At 61.9% G+C, this 21,633-nt stretch carries 23 protein-coding genes; 14 read left to right on the top strand and 9 right to left on the bottom strand.

The window, feature by feature from the left end; translation table 11 throughout:
• Nucleotide 1: 1 nt before the first annotated feature.
• The 4 genes from P3T25_RS28810 to P3T25_RS28825 are packed head-to-tail and all read right to left on the bottom strand — an operon-like array spanning nucleotide 2 to nucleotide 2,645.
• Nucleotides 2-475 (bottom strand): nuclear transport factor 2 family protein, encoded by a 474-nt coding sequence (locus tag P3T25_RS28810; protein ID WP_266240313.1) that lies wholly within the window; start codon nucleotides 473-475, stop codon nucleotides 2-4.
• Nucleotides 476-499: 24 nt separating this feature from the next.
• A complete protein-coding gene (locus P3T25_RS28815) occupies nucleotides 500-1,330 on the bottom strand; it encodes an SDR family NAD(P)-dependent oxidoreductase (RefSeq protein ID WP_154560793.1) in 831 nt (276 codons plus the stop codon).
• A complete protein-coding gene (locus P3T25_RS28820; RefSeq protein ID WP_429360194.1) occupies nucleotides 1,327-2,226 on the bottom strand; it encodes an NAD-dependent epimerase/dehydratase family protein in 900 nt (299 codons plus the stop codon). The genes P3T25_RS28815 and P3T25_RS28820 overlap by 4 nt, the downstream gene beginning before the upstream one ends.
• Nucleotides 2,227-2,258: 32 nt before the next feature.
• Nucleotides 2,259-2,645, bottom strand: coding sequence for a DUF4440 domain-containing protein (locus P3T25_RS28825; RefSeq protein ID WP_171927321.1), 387 nt, complete (start codon nucleotides 2,643-2,645; stop codon nucleotides 2,259-2,261).
• Nucleotides 2,646-2,842: 197 nt separating this feature from the next.
• Between P3T25_RS28825 and P3T25_RS28830 the strand changes: the two genes are divergently transcribed.
• Nucleotides 2,843-3,736, top strand: coding sequence for a LysR family transcriptional regulator (locus P3T25_RS28830; protein WP_429360197.1), 894 nt, complete (start codon nucleotides 2,843-2,845; stop codon nucleotides 3,734-3,736).
• Between the two features lie 59 nt (nucleotides 3,737-3,795).
• Here the strand turns inward: P3T25_RS28830 and P3T25_RS28835 are convergent, their stop codons facing one another.
• A complete protein-coding gene (locus P3T25_RS28835; protein ID WP_199203039.1) occupies nucleotides 3,796-4,563 on the bottom strand; it encodes an SDR family oxidoreductase in 768 nt (255 codons plus the stop codon).
• 192 nt (nucleotides 4,564-4,755) lie between these two features.
• Complete coding sequence (locus P3T25_RS28840) at nucleotides 4,756-5,643, bottom strand: LysR substrate-binding domain-containing protein (RefSeq protein ID WP_429360199.1); 888 nt, start codon at nucleotides 5,641-5,643, stop codon at nucleotides 4,756-4,758.
• A 320-nt stretch (nucleotides 5,644-5,963) separates the two neighbouring features.
• On the opposite strand from P3T25_RS28840, the gene P3T25_RS28845 reads away from it, so the two are divergent.
• From P3T25_RS28845 to P3T25_RS28860, 4 genes are all read left to right on the top strand, one after another.
• The gene (locus tag P3T25_RS28845) at nucleotides 5,964-6,851 is read left to right on the top strand and encodes a polysaccharide deacetylase family protein (protein WP_429360201.1); all 888 of its coding nucleotides are present in this window, start codon (nucleotides 5,964-5,966) and stop codon (nucleotides 6,849-6,851) included.
• Entirely contained in the window at nucleotides 6,848-7,768 is a 921-nt protein-coding gene (locus P3T25_RS28850) for a polysaccharide deacetylase family protein (RefSeq protein ID WP_266240310.1), read from the top strand. Before P3T25_RS28845 ends, P3T25_RS28850 begins: the two co-directional genes overlap by 4 nt.
• On the top strand, nucleotides 7,765-9,159 hold the full coding sequence (locus tag P3T25_RS28855) for an MmgE/PrpD family protein (RefSeq protein ID WP_266240309.1): 1,395 nt from the start codon (nucleotides 7,765-7,767) through the stop codon (nucleotides 9,157-9,159). The genes P3T25_RS28850 and P3T25_RS28855 overlap by 4 nt, the downstream gene beginning before the upstream one ends.
• A gap of 70 nt (nucleotides 9,160-9,229) precedes the next feature.
• Entirely contained in the window at nucleotides 9,230-10,084 is an 855-nt protein-coding gene (locus P3T25_RS28860; protein WP_429360204.1) for an ABC transporter substrate-binding protein, read from the top strand.
• Between the two features lie 10 nt (nucleotides 10,085-10,094).
• Here the strand turns inward: P3T25_RS28860 and P3T25_RS28865 are convergent, their stop codons facing one another.
• The gene (locus tag P3T25_RS28865; RefSeq protein ID WP_429360206.1) at nucleotides 10,095-10,973 is read right to left on the bottom strand and encodes a LysR substrate-binding domain-containing protein; all 879 of its coding nucleotides are present in this window, start codon (nucleotides 10,971-10,973) and stop codon (nucleotides 10,095-10,097) included.
• Nucleotides 10,974-11,087: 114 nt separating this feature from the next.
• On the opposite strand from P3T25_RS28865, the gene argH reads away from it, so the two are divergent.
• The 4 genes from argH to P3T25_RS28885 are packed head-to-tail and all read left to right on the top strand — an operon-like array spanning nucleotide 11,088 to nucleotide 15,120.
• Complete coding sequence (gene argH, locus P3T25_RS28870) at nucleotides 11,088-12,521, top strand: argininosuccinate lyase (protein WP_429360208.1); 1,434 nt, start codon at nucleotides 11,088-11,090, stop codon at nucleotides 12,519-12,521.
• Nucleotides 12,522-12,568: 47 nt separating this feature from the next.
• Complete coding sequence (locus P3T25_RS28875; protein WP_154560820.1) at nucleotides 12,569-13,423, top strand: amino acid ABC transporter permease; 855 nt, start codon at nucleotides 12,569-12,571, stop codon at nucleotides 13,421-13,423.
• A 32-nt stretch (nucleotides 13,424-13,455) separates the two neighbouring features.
• The gene (locus tag P3T25_RS28880; protein ID WP_154560802.1) at nucleotides 13,456-14,220 is read left to right on the top strand and encodes an amino acid ABC transporter ATP-binding protein; all 765 of its coding nucleotides are present in this window, start codon (nucleotides 13,456-13,458) and stop codon (nucleotides 14,218-14,220) included.
• 60 nt (nucleotides 14,221-14,280) lie between these two features.
• Complete coding sequence (locus P3T25_RS28885) at nucleotides 14,281-15,120, top strand: ABC transporter substrate-binding protein (protein ID WP_266240305.1); 840 nt, start codon at nucleotides 14,281-14,283, stop codon at nucleotides 15,118-15,120.
• Between the two features lie 148 nt (nucleotides 15,121-15,268).
• Here the strand turns inward: P3T25_RS28885 and P3T25_RS28890 are convergent, their stop codons facing one another.
• Nucleotides 15,269-16,189, bottom strand: a complete 921-nt coding sequence (locus P3T25_RS28890) for a LysR family transcriptional regulator (protein ID WP_171927329.1) — start codon at nucleotides 16,187-16,189, stop codon at nucleotides 15,269-15,271.
• A 129-nt stretch (nucleotides 16,190-16,318) separates the two neighbouring features.
• On the opposite strand from P3T25_RS28890, the gene P3T25_RS28895 reads away from it, so the two are divergent.
• The 3 genes from P3T25_RS28895 (at nucleotide 16,319) to P3T25_RS28905 (ending at nucleotide 18,180) form a co-directional block, all read left to right on the top strand.
• Nucleotides 16,319-17,068 (top strand): SDR family NAD(P)-dependent oxidoreductase, encoded by a 750-nt coding sequence (locus P3T25_RS28895; protein WP_429360212.1) that lies wholly within the window; start codon nucleotides 16,319-16,321, stop codon nucleotides 17,066-17,068.
• 54 nt (nucleotides 17,069-17,122) lie between these two features.
• A complete protein-coding gene (locus P3T25_RS28900; RefSeq protein WP_171927331.1) occupies nucleotides 17,123-17,662 on the top strand; it encodes a carboxymuconolactone decarboxylase family protein in 540 nt (179 codons plus the stop codon).
• A 182-nt stretch (nucleotides 17,663-17,844) separates the two neighbouring features.
• The gene (locus P3T25_RS28905; RefSeq protein WP_154560821.1) at nucleotides 17,845-18,180 is read left to right on the top strand and encodes a YbjQ family protein; all 336 of its coding nucleotides are present in this window, start codon (nucleotides 17,845-17,847) and stop codon (nucleotides 18,178-18,180) included.
• 197 nt (nucleotides 18,181-18,377) lie between these two features.
• Here P3T25_RS28905 and P3T25_RS28910 read toward each other — a convergent pair whose 3' ends face one another.
• Nucleotides 18,378-19,292 carry a LysR substrate-binding domain-containing protein gene (locus P3T25_RS28910; protein WP_154560807.1) on the bottom strand — a complete coding sequence of 305 codons (915 nt, stop codon included), beginning with the start codon at nucleotides 19,290-19,292 and terminating at the stop codon, nucleotides 18,378-18,380.
• Nucleotides 19,293-19,431: 139 nt separating this feature from the next.
• Between P3T25_RS28910 and P3T25_RS28915 the strand changes: the two genes are divergently transcribed.
• Together P3T25_RS28915 and P3T25_RS28920 are read left to right on the top strand one after the other, a co-directional pair.
• A complete protein-coding gene (locus P3T25_RS28915) occupies nucleotides 19,432-20,754 on the top strand; it encodes an NAD(P)/FAD-dependent oxidoreductase (RefSeq protein WP_429360215.1) in 1,323 nt (440 codons plus the stop codon).
• A 40-nt stretch (nucleotides 20,755-20,794) separates the two neighbouring features.
• A complete protein-coding gene (locus P3T25_RS28920; protein ID WP_233464881.1) occupies nucleotides 20,795-21,613 on the top strand; it encodes a transporter substrate-binding domain-containing protein in 819 nt (272 codons plus the stop codon).
• Nucleotides 21,614-21,633: the final 20 nt, after the last annotated feature.

Genomic DNA, 21,633 nt, shown 5'->3' on the forward strand with positions numbered 1-21,633 from the left:
CCTACGATTTGACGCTCTCGCTGCCCGCAACCGGTGTCCAGTTGGCGAGCGGTGTGAGGAAATGAAGGTCGAAACGGCGTTCGACGAACGCCCAGCGGCCGTCGCGACGTTCAAAGCGGTCGTGGTAGAGGCCGCTGATTTGCACCGGGCCCAATTCGACGTGGGTGCACAGGCAATCGACGGCAGCCCGGCCGGTCGCCGTATCGCCGTCGATATCGATCAACGGGTTGGCCATCCAGTGATGCATGTGGGGCATTTTCTGCCAGTTCAGCCGGGCTGATTCGAGAATCGCTTCCACACCTTCAAAGTTGCCGAAAGCGTCGCCGAGCGACAGAAGCGCGCCCTCATGCCATATGCCACGCAGCAGCGCCTCGTCATGGTTATCAAAGGCCTGAGCGTATTCTGCGATCAGCCGTTCAAGAGCAAAGCGGCTTTCTAACGCATCGAGCCGTGAGTCCAGCGTTTGTACGTTCATGAGATCTTTCCTGTGATGGGCGATTTAGAAGTCGGTGGAGCGGGACAGTTCGCGCCAGCGCTCCACCTCGACGGCAACGTCTCTGAGCTTGTCGTCTACAACTTTGAGCGCATCGGCGCCGGCGACGAAGCGCAGCGGCGGGTCCGTTTCGTTAGCGATCTGGACTAACGCACGGCCAAGTTTGTCGGGGTCGCCGACCTGGTTGTGATTGCGGGCTTCGAACACCGCATTGGCCTTGGCCCGGAAATCGGCGTAATCGCTCAAGGCGTGCGTGCCGCGTTTTAACGAACGGTCGTCGAGAAAGTCGGTGCGGAAGGCGCCTGGCTCAACGATCGTGAGCTTGAGACCGAAGTCCGCGATTTCCTGCGCGAGAGCCTCGGAGAATCCTTCGATGGCGAACTTGGTGGCCGAATACATCGAGGCGCCACGGACGCCTTTGAATCCGCCATTCGAAGACATGTTGATGACGAGGCCTGCACGTTGCCGGCGCATCACCGGCAATACCGCCCGGGTGACGTTGAAGGTGCCGAATACGTTGGTGGCGAACTGCCGTTCGATCGCCTCGGGCTCGATTTCCTCGAATGGTCCGAATTGGCCATAGCCCGCGTTGTTGACCAGTACATCGATGCGGCCAAAACGGGCGAGGGCGGCTTCCACGGCAGCATCGGCCTGCGCCGCGTCGCGAATGTCCAGTTGTGCTGTCAGAACGTGTGCTGCGTTCGCTGCATAGACTTGCTGCAGTCGTTCAAGGTCGAGATCGGTTGCAACCACTACGTCGCCTGCAGTCAACGCTGCCCGCGCAATGCCGGCGCCGATGCCACCGGCGCTGCCGGTGATGAACCAGACTTTGCTCATAGCGGCATGTCCTCTTCAATCCAGGCCAGTGCCGACGTATGGCGCGGCGTCCAGCCGAGCTCCTTGCGGGCACGCTTTGCGCGGACACGGCTATTTGAGCCGAAGGTGTAGTGCGCATGGACTTTGCCCCAACGTTCGGTAGCTTGCTCCACGGTCCATGATTGAACCGGCGCAAGCTTTAGACGCCGCGCGATAGCATCGCCAATTTCACCGAACGACGCCTCGCCGCTCTCGATGAAATAAAACGCGCCGGCCGGCGCTTTCTCCAACGCGAGCAGATAGAGTTCGGCGACGTCTTCAATATGGACGTTCGACCAGCGATTCACGCCTTGTCCGACGATGTGCACCACGCCGCCTTTGCGCGCGTCGTCAACCAGGAACGGGATCTGCACGCTCCGCGGATTGAGCCCCGTGCCGCTGCCGTAGATGTTGCTCGGACAGATCACCACGGCGCGTACACCTTCCGCGGAGGCAGCGAGTACCCGCAGTTCAATGTCGCGACGTGGTTGCTTGACCGGCTCGACGACCATCGGCGTGTCTTCGTCATAGATCGCTTCCGAAACGCTATTGCCCAGTGCATCATCGCCGATAACACTCGAACCGCTGGTGTGCAGCAATGGCTTGCCGGAGCCCCGCAGTCCTTCGATAAGGGCTTCGATCGCCGGCCGATGGTCGCTGTCGGCAGCATGAATCACACCTTCCGATTGCTGCGCCTCACGCGTCAGCAGACTGCTGTCTTCGAGGCTGCCAATCACGGGTTCGATACCTAGTGCCTTCAACGATTCGGCTTTGCTTGCGTCGCGTATCAATCCGCGAGCGCTGTGACCTGCGGCGAGCAAGCGACGGGCGACAGTGCCGCCGACGAAACCGCTGGCGCCAGTAATAAAAATTTTCACGATCTGTTCCTTTGGATAACGTAGTTAGCTGCTCAAGCCGGCAGCAAGGTAGTCTGGTGCGCGACAAGCCGCCATGTTTCCTGCTCGCGGCGCCACACCACCATGAAGAGCGAATGGAGACTCCGTTCCGTTCCACGCACGGTTGCCTCCATTTTCAGAGCGCCACTCGCGACGAACGATTTGTCGCCAAGGGGCACGACTGTCTCGATGCGGCTATTGGCGCTTCGGTAGATCACCACTCCCGCCCGGACGGCGTCGAGGTAAGCCGTCTTGTCGTCCTTCAGGCCACTCGAATGCACGAAATGCAGCTCGTCGGAGAGAAGATCGGTCAGCGCGTTAGCATCGGCATTCAGTAGTAACTGCCATCGTGTGTCTTCGAGCTTGCGTGCGAGATCGAAAAGGTCGGGTCCGGTTGTCATCATGCGTTCCTGTTCAGGCAGCGGTGTGCTACCACTGCATATTCAATTCGACGGAAATAGAGGTCGTGACCTCTACGAGGCAAAGCGTTCGCGTCCTGCCTGCCATGCAAAAGTAACGGCTTTTCAGGCGTGAATTAAGTAGGGTAGAGTTCCCGATAGAGCGGACAATGTGTCCGCGCAATGGATGCTGCGAGACTATGGATAGCGTTGCGCTTAATGTGTTTGTTCAGGCCGCTGAGACACGCAGCTTTGTCGCTGCCGGCCGCATTCTGGGTGTTTCCGCTTCTGGCATTGGCAAGAGCGTGACGCGTCTCGAGCAGAGCCTCGGCGTCAGGTTGTTTCATCGAAGCACACGCAGCGTCACGTTGACGGCCGAGGGCGAGATGTTTGTCGAACGCGCGCGGCGCATTCTGGCGGAGTTCGACGCGGCGCAGGCCGAGTTGTCCGAGGCATCGGCGGTCCCCAAAGGGCGACTGCGCATCGGCTTGCCCATGATCAGTGAGCCATTTCTACCTGTGCTTGCCGATTTTCAGCGGCGTTATCCTGCGATCGAACTTGATCTCGATTTCGACAACCGGAAGGTCGATGTGATCGAAGAGGGTTACGACGCTGTCGTGCGCAGCGGCGACGTTGAGGATTCCCGTTTGACCTCACGGCGATTGGGCTCTTTCCGAATGCTGCTCGTTGGCGCGCCAAACTATTTCGAGCGCTGCGGGAAGCCGGTGCATCCGAGGGAACTGGCCGAGCACGCCTGCATTCAATTCCGCATGCCGAACACGGGCAAACTGCAGGTCTGGCAACCCCGGCACGATGCCGACGAAGCCGAAGCGCAACTCGCCACGACGGTGACGTGCAACACCAATGAGGCGCGCCTGTGCTTCGCGCTGGAAGGTCTCGGCATTGCCTACATGTCGGACTTCACGGTGCGCGACGCTCTCAATGACGGCAGGCTGGTGACGGTTCTGGACGAATACACGACCGACCACAACACCTTTCAACTGTTGTGGCCGTCCGGCAGACATATCACGCCAAAGCTACGAGCGTTCATCGATTTCATCAGCGAGCACGTGCCGCTCGGGAGGACGCGTTAATCGCGGATGAACAGTGCGTGTCGTAACGAAAACTCTCTCGGGGTAGATCGCCCAGCGATCTACCAGACCGAATCTCCACGGATCACCGCATCGGCGCCGCCGTCGATGAAAATAGTCTGGCCGGTCATATGGCCGTTCTTTTCGCTGGCGAGCCAGGCAAGGAACTCGGCAGCCGCCACGGGCTCGTACGGACCGCCGAGTGGCATTGGGGTGCCGGCGCTAACAGCGCGCTTTTTATCGGGGTCTTCGAAAAGTCGCGCCAGCAATTCGGTCTTGACGAGTCCTGGTGCGAGCGCATTCAGTGGTATCCCCGAGGCGGCCCAGTCCGCACTGATCGCACTGCGCCGGATCCATCGTGATAGCGCTCGCTTGGTGGTCGCGTAGACGTAACTCGCGTCTCGTGCCCGCTCCAATGCCTGTTCTTCTGTGCCGTTCAGCAGCATGTTCAGGAGCTGCTCGTCGTGAGGGTGGACAGAGGTAATGGAGGAGACGGCCACGGCGCGCGGAGCCGACGACTTTAGCAACAGTGGCCGGAGCCCTTGCAGCGTCGCCACGGCGCCGTAATAGTTGATCGCCGCGGTGGCGGGGCCCGCAATATCGACACCTGCCACGGCGAGAACGGCGTCGATCGAACCACCGCTTTGTTTCGTCACCTGCTCGACGAGAGCAGTGCGTCCTTCAGGTGTACCGAGGTCCGCAACGACTTCGGCATTGTGAATATCCGCGCCAATCACATGATGGCCCTGCGACTCGAGTAGCTGCCTCGTGGCCAGGCCAATACCGGATCCTGCACCTGTAATGACGTAAGTTCTGAGCATACTGGGCATATTGAGTTCTCCATTCAAGACGGGCTACGAGGGCGTACCAGCGCATGCACAAGCCCGTAGCCGGGGACGGTTTGCATGTCGCAAAGGTAGCGGCTCTGCCGCGAAAGATGAAGGAGGGTGAGGTTCCTGACAGTGCGGACAAATTGTCCGAACCGATGTCGCGTGCTTGTGAACCACGCGCGCTGCCGCGGATTACGCCGCAACACTCGCTTGCAACCACCGAAGAAGCGGCTTCAATTTCTCGCGATATTCATTGCGCGGCGGATGCACCAGATAATATCCAGCCCCGGTCTCCACCACGCGCTTGAACGGCGTCACCAGTGAGCCGCTTGTGAGATTCTCTCCGACCAGGTTCAGATCCCCCAGCGCCACACCCAACCCGCGTGCCGCGGCGCTGAATGCGAGGTCCAGCGTGTCGAACACCTGCTCCCGATACGTATGCGCGGCAAGGTTGCCTTCCTGCTGCAGCCACAGAATCCACCCCCGCCGGCCGAAGCTGGAATGCAGCAACGTGTGCTGTTTCAGATCTTCGGGCTCCACGAGCGGGGGTGTGCCGCTGGCGATCTGCGGCGAGCAGACCGGCGTCAATCTCTCGCGCATCAGACAGGTGGCTTCCAATCCTTCCCAATTGCCGGTTCCGAACAGGATCGCGGCGTCGAGCGTGCCTTCGCCGAAGTTGGTTGGCAGGAACCATGCGGTGTCGATATTCAACTGCGTACCTGGAACTTCAGCATAGAAGTCGGTCAGGCGCGGCACCAGCCAGCGCGCCGCCAGCGTGGGCGTGACGCGCAGGGTAATGGTCTGGCCGCCGGAGTTCGTGATGTGCATCGAGCGGCGCGCGGTTGCCAGCAACTCTTCGACGATCGGCACCAGCCGTTGACACTCCGCAGTCTGCACGACCATGCGGGTGTGCCTCACGAACAGCGCGCAACCGAAATACTCCTCGATCTGTTGAATATGCCGGCTCACCGCGCTCTGGCTGAGAAACAGCTGCTGCGATGCAGCCGTGAAGTTGCCGCAGCGGGCGACCACCAGCAGGGTTTGCAGCACGTTGAAGGGAGGATAGCGTTCGATCTTCATTTATGCACAACTCGCATGGTAACCATGAGATTTTACCGTTTGTGGCCGGAAAATTGGCGTTCTTAAATCCCTTCAACGAATCCGGATTTCCACCCCCGAAGTAGCCTTGCAGTGAGTGCCGCGACGCCGGCGCTGAGCAACGGGTTTGCCTTTCGTAGCGGGCAGAAACGCCGGATCGACGCCGCGTCGAACAATGCGTTCAAGGGAGTTTTCGTTTGGTCCGATCTACCGTTACGTTGCCCCTGCAACAGGGCATGCCCGCGTCGCAAAGCCATGCACACAGTGCAAGTGCGTCCGAGGAATCGGGCAACGTTTCTCAAATGGAATATGTCGCGCGCCAGCCGACTCAGACCGCGCCGCGCTGGCCGGAAGGACACCGTTCCTGCGTCGCGCTCGCGTTCGATCTCGACGGCCCGACCGGCGATGCAATGCTCAACGGTTCGATCTGGACCAACCCTTCGTATTTCACCCTGGGCAGTTACGGCCCGTGGCGCGCGCTTGGCCGTCTGCTCGATATGCTCAACGAGCGGCGCGTGCCGGCGACTTTCTTCGTGCCGGCCTGGGTGGTCGAAAACTGGCCGGATCAGTGTGCGGCGATCATCGCGGGCGGCCATGAGATCGCTTACCACGGCTACCGGCACGAGGCTTTCTGGACTCTGGATCGCGACGGCCAGCGCGAAGTCATGGAACGCTCCGCGGAAGTCTTCGCCAAATATCTCGGCATGCAGCCGGTTGGTTTTCGCACGCCGTCGGGCGACTGGGGGCCGGACACGATTCGCGTGCTGATGGAGGCCGGAGTGCGCTATTCGAGTTCGATGCGGGGCGACGATCGTCCTTATCTGCTGCACGCCGAGGGCATCGCCGAGCCCATGGTCGAAATTCCGGGCCGCTGGGAGCTCGACGATTATGCGTCGCTGGCCTATCACCGCAACCCGGATTTTCCGGCGAGCCTCGACCGCATTGCGAGCTATGACACGACGCTCGACAACTGGCGTCGTGAATTCGACGGCTCGCATCGCGACGGACTCTGCCTGACCACGCTGTTTCATCCGAAGGTGTCCGGCAAACCTGGCCGTATTGCGCTGCTAGAAAGACTGATCGAGCACATGCACGCACAAGGCGACGTATGGTTCGCCACGTGCCGCGACGTCGCGCAATGGTGGCTCGATAACAATACGTCGGGACACGCGCAGGAGTTCAGCGCATGAATGCACTTCACTGGCCACACAACGCGCGCTGCGCAGTGGTCGTCACGGTCGACTTCAACGACGAACACGGCATCCTGACTCAGGAGCCGCGTATCGCCGGCCGCGAGAAATCGCTTTCGGTGTGGCGCTATGGCGCGAAACGGGGCGTGGATCGCGTGCTCGACGCGTTCGATGAGTTCGATGTCCGCTCGAGCTGGTTCTTGCCCGGACGCGTTGCCCAAACTCATACGGACTTGCTGCACCGTATCGATGCGCAGCAACACGAAATCGGCACGAGCGGATATCGCTGCGAGAACTTCGACACACTCACGTTCGATGAGCAACGACAAGCGTTCCTTGCCGGTCAGCAAGCGCTCGTCGACACGCTCGGTCGGCGCGTGCAGGGTTTTCGTTCCTTCTATGGCAATTGGGCGCCGGGCTTAGCGGACTTTCTGCGCAGCGAAGGCGTCACGTGGTCGTCGTCATGGCGCGGCGACGATCTGCCGTATTTTCATCTGCCGGACGCGGATGCGAATGCAGGGACAGTGGCGGCTGGCGACACGCCGCCGCTGGTCGAACTGCCGCTTCACTATGAACTCGAAGACGAACCGTACTTCGTCTACAACCTGTCGCCTGCAGTACCGGTCGGACAGCCGCGGATTCCCTCGTATCGGGAAGTGCTGGCGAACTGGAAGCAGGATTTCGCGGCGTTCCGTCGCTTCGGTTTGTGCTTTGTGTTGAGACTGCATCCGGAGCTCATCGGTACGGCGGGACGTATCGACGTGTTGCGCGAATTGCTAGCGGAGATGCGTTCGCACGACGACGTGTGGTTCGCGACGGGCGCGGAAGTGGCGGCCTGGTGGCGGCAGAACGTCGACGGTAACGAGCCGGGTCATCCGGTCGAGGTTTTTGCAAGGCATCGGGAGGCCGCACGATGAGCGCGCGTGATCTGTCGCTGTCGGAGCAACTGGCGGCGTTCGTCGCCGGCGTACCCAACGACGCGCTGCCTGTTGCCGTCGTCCATAAGGCCAAGCGGCATATCCTCGACACGATCGGCGCGTCGCTGGCCGGCGCCGCGGCCATGGAGTCGCGCAGCGCGCGGGCGGTCATGTCCGGCGACGGGCCAGGCGTGGCGCATGTGTGGGGCACACGGCAGTCGCTCGGCCCGCGCAGCGCGGCCTTCGTCAACGGTGTCGCGGCACATGCGCTGGAACTCGACGACTCCGGCGGCTGCGATCATTCCGGCGCCGTCGTGCTGCCCGCGGCATTCGCGGCGCTTGCCTGCTCGCCGCGACCGGTATCGGGGCGGGCGTTTCTTGCGGCTGTGGTGCTCGGCTATGACGTCGGCAGGCGCGTGCTCGAAGCATGCGGCGGATATTCGCCGCACAACGCACGCGGCTGGCATTCTACGATGACCTGCGGCGTGTTCGGCGCGGCGGCGGCAAGTGCGCGCCTCCTCGGGCTCGATGCCGTGCAAACCGGCGCGGCGTTCGGCCATGCGGGCAGCTTCAGCGGCGGCCTATGGGGTTTCATTCACGACGCGTCGCAAACGAAGCGCATGCACACCGGCCGCGCGGCTGAAGGTGGACTGCTGGCGGCATTGCTGGCGAGGGAAAACGTCACCGGCCCGACGCAGGTGTTCGCGGACGTATGGGGCGGCTTCTTCAATGCGTTCGCTCCCGACACGCAGAAGCCCGAAGCCTTGCTGCACGAACTGGGCGACACGTGGAAGATCATGCGTTGCTCGATCAAGCCGCACGCGTCGTGCCGCAGCACGCATGCAGCGGTGGATGCCACGCTCGATCTGCTGCGTGACATCAAATGTGACCCGGACAGGCTATCCAGCGTGCACGTCAGATTGAGCGCATTCGTCGAAGGCATGTGCGGCGGCCGCGAATTGCGCAACCTGGCCTCGTCGCAAATGAGTTTGCCGTATGCGGTTGCTTCGGTGCTGGTCTATGGCCACGCGGGGATTGCCGCCTATCTCGAGGCTGCCCGAACGGATCCGCGCATGGCCGCGATGATGGAGCGCATCACGCTCGAAGTCGATCCAGCGATGTCCGATCTGGACGAGCCCATCGTCACGCTCACGATCGCCGATGAGATGCCGCGCTCGCAGCAGGTGCTCACGCCGCTCGGCGATCCGCGCAATCCGTTGTCGGATGCGGACTTGCTGTCGAAGTACCACACCCTGGCCGCCATGGCGCTCGACGACACGTCGGCGAATGCGCTTGCCGATGCGGTACTCGATCTGGACAATCTCGCCGACGCGCGCACGCTTCTATCGTGGCTTGGCGGCGACGCCGATGCTAAACCCGCGCTGCGGTAGCGCGACAGGCCGTGACGGAAACTCAATGGTTTCGATGACAAGCGTTCAATTCTTTAAAGGTATGTCCTCCATGTCCAAGCTGAACCCGCTGCGCGCTGCGTCCCGTTTGATGGCAGTCTGCCTGTCGACATTTCTCTTCGGCGCTGCTGCCCACGCGCAAGCGTTGCCTGATTCGATCGCCAAGGCCAAGGTCATCAAGGTCGCGGTGAACTCGATCTACCCGCCGATGGAATACAAAGACCCGGAGAGCGGCGAACTGACCGGCTTCGACATCGACCTCGGCAATGCGATTGCAAAGCAACTCGGCGTCAAGCTGGACTGGCAGGAGTCGGCGTTTGAACAATTGCTGCCCTCGCTCGCTACCGGGCGTGTGGACATGGTGCTGAGCGGATTGAGCGACGTGCCGGGGCGCCGCGATACGGCGGATTTTCTCGATTACCTGAATTCAGGCGCGCAGTTCTACATCCTGACGGGCGCGTATGGCGGCGAGATCCGGCAGTCGGCGGATCTGTGCGGAAAGTCGGTCGGTACGAGTCGCAGCACGTCGTTCCCGGCGGACACCGCAGCATGGAGTGCGAAGAACTGCGTCGGCAAGACGCCGGTCACGGTGGTGGGTACGGAAGACACGTCATCTGCGCGTATGCAGTTGAAGCAGGGGCGAATCGTCGCGGGCGTGCAGGGCAGCGAAACGCTGCCGTACGCAATGAAGCTCGAACCGAACACCTACAAGCCCATTGGAGAACCGTTCGCGGCTTCGCCTGAAGGCATCGCCTTTGCGAAATCCAACCCGAAGCTGCGCGATGCGGTGCGGGCCGCGCTCGACAAGCTGGTCGCCAACGGCACATACAGTGCGATCGTGGCGAAGTGGGGCCTGCAATCGAGCGCGGTTCAGCAGGTGACGATGAACGGTGCGAAGGACCATTGAAGCACCTAGGTCATTCCACGTTCTCGCTAAGCCACATGGCGAATGCCGACACGAGCGGCGTATCGGACAACTCTTGCCGGGACACCAGGTAATACGCGTGCCTCGACGGCACGGTGATGTTGAACGGCCGGATCAGCGTGCCGTCCATCAGGTCGTCCCGCACCGAGAAACTGTCGCCGAGCGCCACACCCTGACCGTGAATCGCCGCTTCGATACCGATATGCGCATTGCCGATTTCAAGAATCCTGATGCCCTCGAGTTTGTCTGCCGACGCATGCGCGAGCCATCGCATCCACGATCCCGAGTGCTCGCAAAACAGCGCTTTGCCCGCGAGATCTTCGGTCTTGCGGATCGCGTTGGGACCGTTCATCAGGGCGGGACTGACCACCGGAAACAGCGATGGATGCGTAATCAGCGTGACGTGGCGATCGCGCCAGCGGCCTTCTCCGTAGCGCACGCATACGTCGACATCGGGCGAATACACTTCGCGGTCGTCGTTGGAGGGGATCACTTTCAGATTGATCGCCGGGTACTGGTCGAGAAACTCGCCGATGTGCCGGGCCATCCAGCGTGACGTGAACAGCAGCGGCGTGGACACGACGAGATCGCCGGCCATCTCGGGTGAGTCCAGTTTGACCACGGCGTTGGCGATCATGTCGAACGCGTTTTTGACGGGCTGCAGCAAGGCCTCGCCTTCGCGCGTCAGTTTCACGCGCGCCTTTGATCTGACGAACAGCGTAACGCCGAGTGACTCTTCGAGAATGCGGATCTGATGGCTGACCGCGCTGGCGGTCACGTGCAACTCCTGCGCGGCGCCGGCCACGCTCGAGCGCCGCGCGGCGGCTTCGAACGCACGAAGAGGATTGAGCGGTGGCAGACGGTTTCTCATGAGGCGGGAAGAGATGCTGAGAAAAATTTCATTTGACCGGAATTTAATTCTCGCTACAAGAAGAAAAACTGGATACGTACAGTGGAGTCAACTTAACGGAGGGGACTAGCAGCGATGAATATTTCTGAACCGATCGAGCGTTTGTGGGGCGGGCGTTTCAAGTCGGGGCCGTCGGCGGCGCTCAAGGCGCTATCGCGTTCGGATCCGAGCTTCTTCCGGCTCGCGCCGTACGATCTGGCCGGTTCCCGCGCGCATGCGCAGGAACTGCGCCGCGCTCAGATCCTGACCGAAGAAGAATTGCAGCAACTGCTGGGCGAAATGGACAAACTGCAAGCGCAGTACCTTGCAGGCGAGATCGGACCGTCGCAGGATGACGAGGACGTGCACACGTTCCTCGAACGCGAATTGACGCAACGTTTGGGCGCCATCGGCGGCAAGCTGCGCGCGGGCCGCTCGCGCAACGACCAGGCGGCCAACGACCTGCGCCTGTTCCTGCGCGACAAGGCACGCACGCTGGCGCACGCGGTGATCGATTTGCAGAACGCACTGATCGAACAGGCCGATGCGCACACCCGCAGCGTGACGGCGGGCTTTACCCATCTGCAGCCGGCGCAGCCGGTCGTGTTCGCGCATCATTTGCTGGCGCACGCGCAGTCGATTTACCGCGACGTCGATCGCCTGGTGGACTGGGACCGGCGCAGCGCGCGCTCGCCGCTGGGCGCGGCAGCGCTGGCGGGCTCGGCGATCTGCCTCAGCCCGGAGTTGTCAGCCACCGAGCTCGGCTACGACGCACCCTGCGAAAACTCGATCGACGCCGTCGCTTCACGCGATCACGTGGCGGAGTTCGTGTTCATTGCGAGCATGCTGTCGGTGAATCTGTCGCGACTGTCGGAGGAAGTGATCCTGTGGACGACACGGCAGTTCGGCTGGGTCGTGTTGGACGATGGCTACGCCACGGGCAGCTCGATCATGCCGCAGAAGAAGAACTCGGATATCGCGGAGCTCACGCGCGGCAAGGCGGGACGACTGATCGGCAATCTTGGCGGCCTGCTGGCGACGCTGAAGTCGCTGCCGCTCGCGTACAACCGCGATCTGGCGGAAGACAAGATCGCCGCGTTCGACAGCATCGACACGCTGGAGTTGGTATTGCCCGCGATGGCTGGCATGATCCGCACGATGCAGGTGAACGTGGCCGAGATGCGCCGCCAGGCGCCGCTGGGTTTCACGCTCGCCACGGAGGTAGCCGACTGGCTCGCGCTGCGCGGTATTCCGTTCAGCGAGGCGCACGAGATCACGGGCGCGCTGGTGAGGGCGTGTGAAGAGCAGGGCATCGAGCTGGGTGAGGTGTCGGTGGCGACGTTGGCCCAGGTGGATGCGCGGCTGGAGGCGTCGGTGCTGGAACACGTGACGCTCGAAGCCGCAGTGGCCGCGCGCAGCGGCTACGGCGGCACGGCACCGGCTCGCGTGGAAGAGCAGATCACCCGGCTGCGTGTGGCGATCGACAAGCAGACCGCGTGGGCGGCCGACTACAGGGGGCCATCATGGTAAGCGTTTCCAACGATAGGGCGGCACTGCCCGCGGAGGCTCAGAAGCAGATGACAGAGATGAGTGAGGACGTCACCGACATTTCGCATCTGGAACATGTACGGCGCCGCTACTGGGGCCGTTATGTGGCCTCAGCGGCAATCATCGCGTTGATTGGGTACGTGGTGCTGGCGTTCGCGCACGGCCAGATCGAATGGCGTTACGTCGCGCGGTTCCTGACGGCGCGCTCGATCCTGAACGGCCTCGTCAACACAATCGTGATGACGGTGCTGGCGATGGTGCTGGGCGTGGTGCTCGGCGTGATCACCGCGATCATGCGGCTGTCGCCCAATCCGGTGTTGCAGACGGTCGCGCAAGGCTATGTGTGGCTGTTTCGCGGCACACCGGTGATCCTGCAACTGCTGCTGTGGTTCAACCTGGCGCTGGTGTTTCCGTCGATGGGCATCCCGGGCCTGTTCGAATTCCGCACGGTGGACGTCATGACGCCGTTCCTCGCGGCGTTGCTGGGTCTAGGGATCAACCAGGGGGCGTACACCTCGGAAGTGGTGCGCGCGGGGCTGCTGTCGGTGGACACGGGTCAGTATGAAGCGGCCAAGTCGATCGGCATGCCGCGGCTGCAGGCGCTGCGCCGGGTGATTCTGCCGCAGGCGATGCGGGTGATCGTGCCGCCGATCGGCAACGAGCTGGTGGGGATGGTGAAGCTGACGTCACTCGCGAGCGTGATCCAGTACGCGGAGATGCTGCACAACGCCGAGAACATCTACTACGCGAATGCACGGGTGATCGAGCTGCTGATGGTGGCCGGGGTCTGGTATCTGGTGGTGGTGACGGTGTTGTCGTTCGCGCAGTCGCGGGTGGAGCGGCACTACGCCCGCGGGGCGGGACGTGCATCGGGCCGGCAATGAAGGCGCCGGTGACGACAGGACAAGGAGCCGAAATGAATTCAATCGTTCGCGCGGTCGACGTGCGCAAGTCATATGGCGAGTTCAAGGCGTTGCAGGGCATCACGCTGGATGTGGCCAAAGGCGAGGTGCTGTGCGTGATCGGGCCGTCGGGCTCGGGCAAGAGCACGTTCCTGCGCTGTATCAACCAGCTTGAGAAGATCAACGACGGGGCGCTGTGGGTGAACGGCGAACTGGCGGGCTACCGGCGGGTGGGCAACCGGCTGCACGAACTCTCTGAGCGGCAGGTGGCGCGCCAGCGTCTGGCGACCGGCATGGTGTTCCAGAAATTCAACCTGTTCCCGCACAAGACGGTGCTGGAGAACGTGATCGAAGGTCCCGTGCAGGTTCTCAAGCGGCGGCGCGCGGAGGCGGAAGAAGAGGCGCGTTCGTTGCTCAAGCGGGTAGGGCTCGCTCACAAGTGCGATGCATTTCCGGTGGAACTGTCCGGTGGACAGCAGCAACGGGTGGCGATTGCACGTGCACTGGCGATGCATCCGCAACTGATGTTGTTCGACGAACCGACCTCGGCGTTGGACCCGGAACTGGTGGGCGAGGTGCTGGCGGTGATGCGGGATCTCGCGAAAAGCGGCATGACGATGATCGTGGTGACGCATGAACTGGGCTTTGCACGCGAGGTGGCCAACCGGGTGGTCTTCATGGATCAGGGGCAGGTGGTGGAAACCGGCACGCCTGATCAGGTGCTCGGGCAGCCAAAACATAAACGTACGCAGGATTTCATCTCGGCCGTGCTTTCCTGATCACAACCGCGGGTTCCGGCTGGGACCCGTTTTTCAGATTCTTCTAACAAGCGAGTTTCTATGAACGCGTCCCTTCGTTTGCGTGAATGGTTCACCCTGGTAGTTGGCGTCGTGGCGCTGCATGCGCCGCTGCTTCATGCGCAAACTGCTTCGTCAATTGGCAAGAGCACGCTCGTCGCGGCGATCGTGCCGAACTATCCGCCGTTCGAATACAAGGACCCAGCCACCGACAAGCTGATGGGCTTCGACGTCGATCTCGGCGAAGCACTCGCCGCTAAGCTCGGCGTCAAGCTCGAGTGGCAGGAAACCAGCTTCGACCAGATGATGAGCGCGCTGACGACGAAGCGCGTCGACGTGATCCTGTCGGGCATGACCGATCTTCCCGAGCGCCGCGGGGCGGTGAACTTCCTTGACTACATCACGACCGGTCCGCAGTTCTACACGACGAAGGCGCGTGCGGGAGAGTTCGCGACGATGGATGCGTTGTGTGGCAAGACCGTCGGAACGAGCCGCCGCACATCGTTTGTGAACGATGCCGCGAAGTGGAGCGATGAGCATTGCGTGAAGGCAGGTAAGCCGCCCATCAAGGTAATCGGTACGGATGGCTCGTCGGACGCGCGCATGCAGTTGCGCCAGAACCGGATCGATGCGGCGGTGCAGGGCGGCGAAACTTTGCCGTACCAGAACTCGATTGAGCAGAACGCGTACGCGCCGATCGGCCAGCCATTCCTGTCGCAGTACACCGCGCTCGGTATGTCGAAGGACAACGCGGCGCTCAATACGGCGTTGACCAATGCGTTCAACCAACTGATCGCCGACGGCACTTACCAGAAGATCCTGGCGAAATGGGGTTTGCAGCAACACGCCGTGCCGAAGGCGCTCGTTAACGCCGGGACGTGATACGGGCGGCGCGAGCCTCGCTGGGCCGTCATCACGCTCGACAGATGGTTTGCCCATGCCGCCGGCTGCCCGAGCCAGCGGCGCATGGTAGCGGGCTTGTGCGCTTCGATGCCGCTGAGCGTTTTTTGCCAGTGCGTGGCGTCGACTTTCAGCCCCGGGCCATCGCCTTTCCGACATGTTCGGCGAACGCTTTGACCTTGGCCGAATGCCGGCGCTCCAGTGGGCTCACCAGATGGATCGGGATCGGGATCGTGTCCCAGTCCGGCAACATCCGCTGCACTTCGCCACTGGCTAGCTCGTCATCGAACAGCCACGTCGGCGAATAGCCGATACCCATACCCGCGAGCACCGAGGCCCGCATGACCTCGCTGCTGTTGGTTTGCAGATTACCTTCGACCCGCACGATGCGCGTGGTTCCCACCGGATCTGTCGCGCCGGGTCCTGCCGTAAAACGCCACGCGTTGCGCATCGCCAGTTCGGTGTAGACGATGCAGTTGTGCCCACTCAAGTCGTCGGGGGCGCGTGGCGCTTTCGTTCCTTTGGGCAGTGAGCGCACGTAGCTGCGATGCGCCATCAACATTCGCTGGGCCGTTCCCACGCGACGCGCGATCAGGCTGCTGTCCGGCAGATCGCCGAGCCGCACCGCGACGTCGATCCCCTGTTCCACGAGATCGACAAAACCATCGCTCAGGCGCAGGTCGATCTTCACACCCCGATGCTCTGCCAGAAACGACTGAACCAATGGCATGAGCTTGAGGCGCCCGAAACCGACTGACGCCGCGATCCGCAGCCAGCCCGTCAGTTGCTGCTCGCCGCGCCGCAGCGCGCCTTCGGCCTCCGCGATTTCCGCGACGAGGCGCCGCGCCTGCTCGAAATAGTGTTCACCTTCTTCGGTCAGAGCAAGCGAACGCGTGGTTCGCGTCAGCAGCCGCGCGCCCAGCTCGCGCTCGAGTGCCGCGACCTGTTTGCTCACTGCGCTTTGCGTCGTGTCGGCCTCGTGCGCGACCGCGGAAAAGCTGCCGGCCTCCACCACGCGCACGAACGTCTTCATTGCCTGCAGCTTGTCCATTTTGCTCGATATATTCCTGTATGGAATCAGTAATATGAGCATACACCATCTATATCCCCAATCTGGAATCAGTCAAAGTGCAGTCATCGCAAACGCGATTCGACACAACCCAACTCAAGGAGTACCGACATGAACTCACCCGTCGTCCTTATCACTGGCGCGCTGACCGGCATCGGCCGCGCTACCGCTCTTGCTTTTGCTCGCGAAGGAAACCGCGTGGTCGTCAGCGGCCGGCGCGAAGAAGCAGGCCAGGCGCTTGCCGCCGAATTGCGTGCGCTTGGCGCCGAAGCCGAATTCCTGCGCGCCGATGTGCGCTTCGAAGCGGAAGTACGCAGCTTGGTCGAGCAAACCGTGGCGCGTTTCGGACGCCTCGACGTGGCCGTCAACAACGCCGGCACGGAAGGTCAACTGGCGCCGATCGTCGAGCAGACGGCGACCAACTACGAAGACACGTTCTCGGTCAACGTGCTCGGCACGCTGCTGTCGCTCAAGCACGAAATGCGCGTGATGCTGGCGCAGGGCGCGGGTTCGATCATCAATCTCTCGTCGATCGCGGGCCAGGTCGGCATTGCGGGCGCGTCCGTCTACGCAGCCAGCAAGCATGCGGTCGAAGGTCTCACGAAGAGCGCGGCGCTCGAAGGCGCTGCCGCAGGCGTGCGCGTCAACGCCGTGGCGCCGGGTCCTGTCGCGACCGAAATGTTCGACCGTTTTGCCGGCGGGAGCGAGGAGGGCAAGGCCGGTTTCCTCGCGACGATACCGGCGCGCCGCGCCGCGACTCCGGACGAGATCGCCCAGACCATCGTCTTCCTTGCGAGCGACAAGGCGCGCTACCTCACCGGACAGAACATTGCAGTCGACGGCGCCTATACCGCGCAATAACGCACGAGTTTTTCCACCTGGCTTTATTCATCTTTTCTACTCAGGAGCATCACCATGACCACCATCAATGTCCCGACGCGCGACGAAGTTTCCCCGGCTAACCAGGCCATCTTCGACAAGCTCAAGAGCAGTCTCGGCACAGTACCCAACCTGTACGCGACGCTCGCCCATTCGGAGCATGCGCTCGGCAACTACCTCGCGTTCCAGAACGCGAAGAGCAGTATCACCGGCAAGGCGCGCGAAATCGTGAACCTCGTCGTGAGCCAGGTCAACGGCTGTGAATACTGTCTGGCCGCACACACCATGATCGGCAAGATGAACGGCTTCACCGACGAACAGATTCTCGAAATCCGCGGTGGCAAGGCAAGTTTCGACGCGAAGTTCGATGCGCTCGCGCGCCTGGTGAAGAACATCGCGGTCAACCGCGGGCACGCAGATCAGGCGCTCGTCGATGCGTTCTTCGCCGCGGGGTGGACCAAGGCCAATCTGGTCGACACGATCGTCGTGATCGGCGACAAGACCGTCACGAACTATCTGCACGCAACGACGCGCGTACCGGTGGACTTCCCCGCTGCGCCGCAACTCGCTGCCTGATGGTTGCAGCCGGGCAAGGCACGGTGCTCATAAGATGTCCGCATTGCCCGGCTGACTGGAGTGTTACCGTATATCTATCCAGTCAGCGATCCCGGCACGCCAATCAGGCGCTTAGCTACAATAAAGCGCCTTGAAAGCACGCCCGATGAAACGCAAGCGATCAATTGAACACGGAGAAGACGATGATAGAACGACACATGGTGACGACAGCGTTTGACCTTCCGGGACACAGGATAGAGCGCTCATTCGGCGTCGCTCGCGGGATCATCGTTCGGTCCCGATCCGTCGTTGGTGCACTTGGCGCATCGCTGCAGACGATTTTTGGAGGCAACATCACGCTTTACACCTCGCTGTGTGAGCGAGCGCGGCAGGATGCATACGACCGAATGATTGCGCAGGCTGCGGACCTTGGCGCAAACGGCATCATCGGCATGCGGTACGACGCAACCGAGATAGCGAGAGGCATCACAGAGGTGTTGTGCTATGGGACGGCGGTCCACACGACGTTGCTGGTTTGAAGAGCGCGTGCCGATCAGGGCTGAGAACATGACCACATGATCTGAAGGCATTGACGGGTGGTCAGGGGCTTGGCTGGATCGACACAAAGATCATGAGAGCAGCCGATCTGAACATAGGGACGGTTCCGTATGAGACGGTGTTCGACATGGTTCAGGGCGGCCGGCTGGACTATTTTCCGCGTGGTGTCATTGAAGCTTTAATGTCGCGCGGGTTTAGAGGCGTGCTTTGCTTCAAGCACCATCGTGTCGTCGGCCATCTTAAGAAAACTATCAACGATCGGATTTGTGTACTGAAGCTGCGGACATACGGTGAATCCCCGAAACACGACGTCCGGTGAAAACGGCCGAAACTGGATCTTCGTGGGATTGGCATCGAAAGTCGCAAGCGGATTCACGATGCCGATTCCCAACCCGCGCGACACCATCGCGCAAATCGTCGCACCGTATGGCGTTTCGATAGTCGGCACCTGATTGACTTCCGCCTGACGCAACACGCGATCCAGCGACGAACGCGTGTCGTCCGCATACGAAGGCAGAATCAGCCTTTCGTTGCGCAGATCGCGTGCGTGGATACGTTTGCGCGCAGTCAGCGGATGCCCGGCCGGTAGCGCGCACACGCCGGGTAGCCGGTATAACTCGGTGCTCGTCACACCAAATGCATCGGGCGTAGTCGTAGCAAAGCCGATATCGCAATAGGCCGCCGAGGCCCAACGCTGGATCGTGCCTTCGCTGCGCATTTCCAGCGATATCGCAATGCGTGGATAGACGGCAAGAAAACGCTCGATCACAATCGGGATGAACGACAACGCCAGCACCGGCGCCGCGACGAGCCGCAGACGGCCACTGCCGAACTGGCGGATTTCACGCGCGGAATGCGCCAGTTTCTCGAGGCCCACAAAACTCCGGTCCACTTCGCGGTAAAACGCGCTCCCCGCATCCGTGGCCTGAATCCGTCCGCCATTGCGCGTGAACAGCGCCAATCCCGTCGATGCCTCCAGTTCCGCAATCAACCGGCTGATGCTCGGCTGCGACGTGCCAAGTTCCTCGGCGGCGGCGGTCATCGAGCCGCGCAACATGACCAGCCTGAACGCTTCGATTTGCCGCTGATTCATCCTTTTGCCTCGTCTGCCTTCGTTGATCCGGCTCCCAGCTTGCCATACCAAATTTGAATGGCAGACGTTTTTGGTCGTATTTGACCGGATGGTCGACGAAAACCTAGACTGGCTTGCATCTTCTTACCGGCCATAGACGATGCGCTCCGATGCCCTGCTGCTTCACGACGATTTTCGCGTGACCCCGTACTGGTGGGACACCGCGCCGCCCGAGACGGTCCGTGACGCGTTGCCGTCCAACGTTGACGTGGTGATCGTCGGCAGCGGCTATTGCGGCTTGTCGGCGGCTGCGGTTGCAGCGCGCCTCGGCGCGAGCGTCGCCGTGCTCGACGCCGCAGAGATCGGGGCGGGCGGCAGCACGCGCAGCGGCGGCATGGTGTCGAGCGGACAGAAGCTCGCGCTAACCAATGCGATTCGTGGCGTATCGGCAGAGCGGCTGGGACGGCTGATGCACGAGTCGATGGCGAGCTTCGATTACCTGAAGCGCCTTGTCGCCGAGGAGTCGCTCGACGCCGATCTGCAGATCACGGGGCGTTTCTTCGGTGCATTCACGCCGCGCCACTTCGATCGCTTGCGGCGCCAGGGCGACCTCTTGCGCGAGAAGACCGGCGTGACGGTGCATGTCGTGCCGCGCGCGGAGCAGCATACGGTGATCGGCTCCGACTACTACTACGGCGGGATTCTCGTCGATGAATACGGTGGTCTGCATACGGCCAAATATCATCGCGCGCTGCGAGATCTAGCGCGGCGTTGCGGCGCGACTTTGCATTCACATGCGGGAGTGGAACGAATCGAACGCAATGGCGCGGGTTTTCGGGTTCACGCAACGCGAGGAAAAATCGACACGAAGCATGTGCTGGTCGCGACCAACGGCTACACCGGACGGCTGCTGCCGTTCTTCGCGCGGCGCGTGCTGCCGGTCGCGAGTTACCAGATCGCAACGGAGCCGCTGCCGCCGGGACTGATGGCCGTGCTGAATCCGGGGCGGCGCATGATCAGCGATTCGAAGCGCAATCTGTTCTACACAAGGCCGTCGCCCGATGGCACGCGAATGCTGTTCGGCTCGCGCCCCGCCATCCGCGAAGTGAGCGAACGTGAAGCGGCGAGGATGCTGCACGCGAAGATGATCGAGTTGTGGCCCGCACTGCGCGACGTGCGCATCACGCACGCGTGGAAGGGCTACGTCGCGATGACGGGCGACAAGCTCGCGCATATCGGTGAACAGGACGGCATTCACTACGCGCTCGGCTGCAACGGCAACGGTGTCGCGCTGATGAGCTATCTGGGCTCGCGAGTCGCGAGATCCATGCTCGGACTCGATGCGCAGGCGGGCGCATTCGGCGAGGGCGCCTTTCCGGTCAACCCGGCCGGCATGGCGAGCCGCCTGAGCGTGCCGGTCGGCACGGCGCTCTATGCGTTCGACGATTTCTGGAGCGGCCGCGCGCGCGCCGCGCTTTCTTGACAGACTTCCCATCGCAGGTCCTTTCGACGGAGCAAACATCATGCGTTTTCGCCATCTTCTCAGCCTCATTGCGGTTGTCGTGCCGCTATCGCTCGTGTTGCAAGGCAACGCCCGTGCCGACGACATCGGCACGCTGACGCCCGGCAAGCTGGTCGCCGGCGTGGATGCGAACAACAAGCCGTATTCGTATATCGACAACGGCAAGATGACGGGCTTCGACGTCGAACTGCTGCGCGCCGTCGCCGCGAAGCTCGGCCTGAGCGCCGAGTTCCGCGCGCAGGATTTCAGCGGACTGCTGCCGAGCGTTGCGAACCAGCAGATCGATCTGGCCGCCGGGTCGATTTCGATCACGAAAGAACGCCTGAAAATGGTCGATTTCTCAGAGGGCTATCTGACGGGCCTTCTAAGCGTAGCAACCTTGCCCGACAGCACGATCACGAGCGATCCGTCGTCGGTGAAGGGCAAACGGATCGGCGTCGTGCAGGGCACGATCGAGGACACGTATTCGGACAGCTACCTGCCGGGCGCGCAGATCGTGCGCTTTCCGAACCTGAACGCGGGATTCCTCGCGATGCGCTCGAAATACATCGATGGCTACTTCGTGGATAAAACGCTCGTGGAAGGCTTGCAGGGCAAGTATCCGCAAATGAACATCGCGGACAAGCTCGACATCTCCGCCGTCAATCTGCCTGCCGGTTTCCCTGTGCACAAGGGCAACGCCAAGCTCGAGGCGGCGCTGAACAAGTGCATTGGCGAACTGGTCGCGGACGGAACCTGGCTGAAGCTGTACCTGCAGTTCCATCCGGGTTATTCGAAGCCCGCGAGCCTGCCGCCGTACGCGATGAAGACCGATAACTGATTGAGTTCGGCCGACTGCGG

This window comes from Paraburkholderia sp. GAS32 (assembly GCF_050434225.1).
In the GTDB taxonomy this organism is placed as follows: domain Bacteria; phylum Pseudomonadota; class Gammaproteobacteria; order Burkholderiales; family Burkholderiaceae; genus Paraburkholderia; species Paraburkholderia madseniana.